This window comes from Rhizobacter sp. P3_B12 (assembly GCF_056402895.1).
In genome coordinates this window covers 1-1,371 of the sequence record NZ_JBFUGN010001310.1, presented here as the reverse complement: position 1 = coordinate 1,371, position 1,371 = coordinate 1, and the positions used below count along the sequence as shown (strand labels likewise).

The 1,371-nt window shown below is 70.0% G+C and carries 1 protein-coding gene; it reads right to left on the bottom strand.

Annotated features, from left to right (window positions below; genetic code table 11):
* Positions 1 to 194: 194 nt before the first annotated feature.
* The coding region (locus AC1D01_RS34800) for a putative bifunctional diguanylate cyclase/phosphodiesterase (protein ID WP_477874093.1) at positions 195 to 1,371 on the bottom strand (1,177 nt) is incomplete at its 5' end.

The window sequence follows — 1,371 nt, the reverse complement described above, 5'->3', positions numbered from 1 at the left end:
GGCCTGGGCATTCGACGCGGTCAGCCCGCCAGCCTTCGCGTCGGTCACGCAGCCGGCCTCGAGCTTCTGGCGGTACAGGGCGATCTGCTCGGGGCGCAACTCGGCCGTGGCCGACTGCGCTCCCGCGCTGCCGACGAAGAACACGCCCGCCGCTGCCACGACAAATCGATTCATCACCGCGCGATTGTGAACCCTCAGGCCGCGGCGAGCGCAGGCTGCCGGTCGCTCATCAGCAACGCGGTCGCGGTGGCCGCCGGCGCGGGCCGCGAATGCAGGAAGCCCTGCACGATGTCGCAGCCCCAGCCGTCGAGCAGGCCCTGCTGCGCCGGCGTCTCGACCCCTTCGGCCGTGACCGACAACCCCAGGCTGTGCGCCAGCTCGATCACCGTGCGCACGATGGTGTCGTCCTGCTCGCTCGCGCCGAGCTGGCTGATGAACGAGCGGTCGATCTTCAGCCGGTTCAACGGGAAGCGGCGCAGGTACGAGAGGCTGGCGTAGCCGGTGCCGAAATCGTCGATCGCGAGCTGCAGCCCGAGCGCGCGCAGCGCATGCAGGCGCGCGACGCTCGCCTCGGCATCGTCCATCACGCTGCCTTCGGTGATCTCGAGCTCGATCTGGGCCGGGTCGACCCCGGTCTCGGCCAGCGTCTCGCGCACCGTGGTCATGAACTCCGGGTGGTTGAACTGGCGCGGCGAGATGTTGACCGCCACCACCGGCGCGCCCAGCCCCGCATCGGCCCAGGCCCTCGCCTGCAGGCACGACTGCCGCAGCACCCAGGCGCCGATGCGCACGATCAGCCCGGTCTCCTCGGCCAGCGGGATGAAATGCGCCGGCGACACCATCTTGCCGTCGTCATGCCAGCGCAGCAGCGCCTCGAAGCCCTTGATGCCACCGCGCAGCGCGCGCTGGCCCTGGTAGAACACCTCGAAGTCGCCGGATTCCAGCGCCTTCTTCATGCGCGACTCCATGCGCAGCTTGTCGCGCTGGCCTTCGCCGATGCGCGCGTCGTAGATCACGTGGCTGTTGCCCGGCTCGGCCTGGGCCTGCAGCTTGGCCAGTTCGGCCAGCCGCGCCACCTCGTCGTGGTTGCTCGCATCCTTCGGGTACTCCGAGGCACCGACGCCGATCGACACCATCAGGTCCTGGTGGCCGATCTCGAACGGCATGTCCATCGATTCGGTCAGCGCCTCCAGCGCGCGATTCAGCCGCGGTACGTCGCCGCCGAAGCGGTAGATCGCGCCGAAAGTCACGCCGTCGATGCGGTACAGGCGGCCGCCGTCGCGGGTCGCGGCGTCGTCCAGGCGGGTCGCGATCTGGCACAGCAGCGTGTCGCCGAGCTGGTGGCCGACGCTGCCGACGATCAGGCCGAAC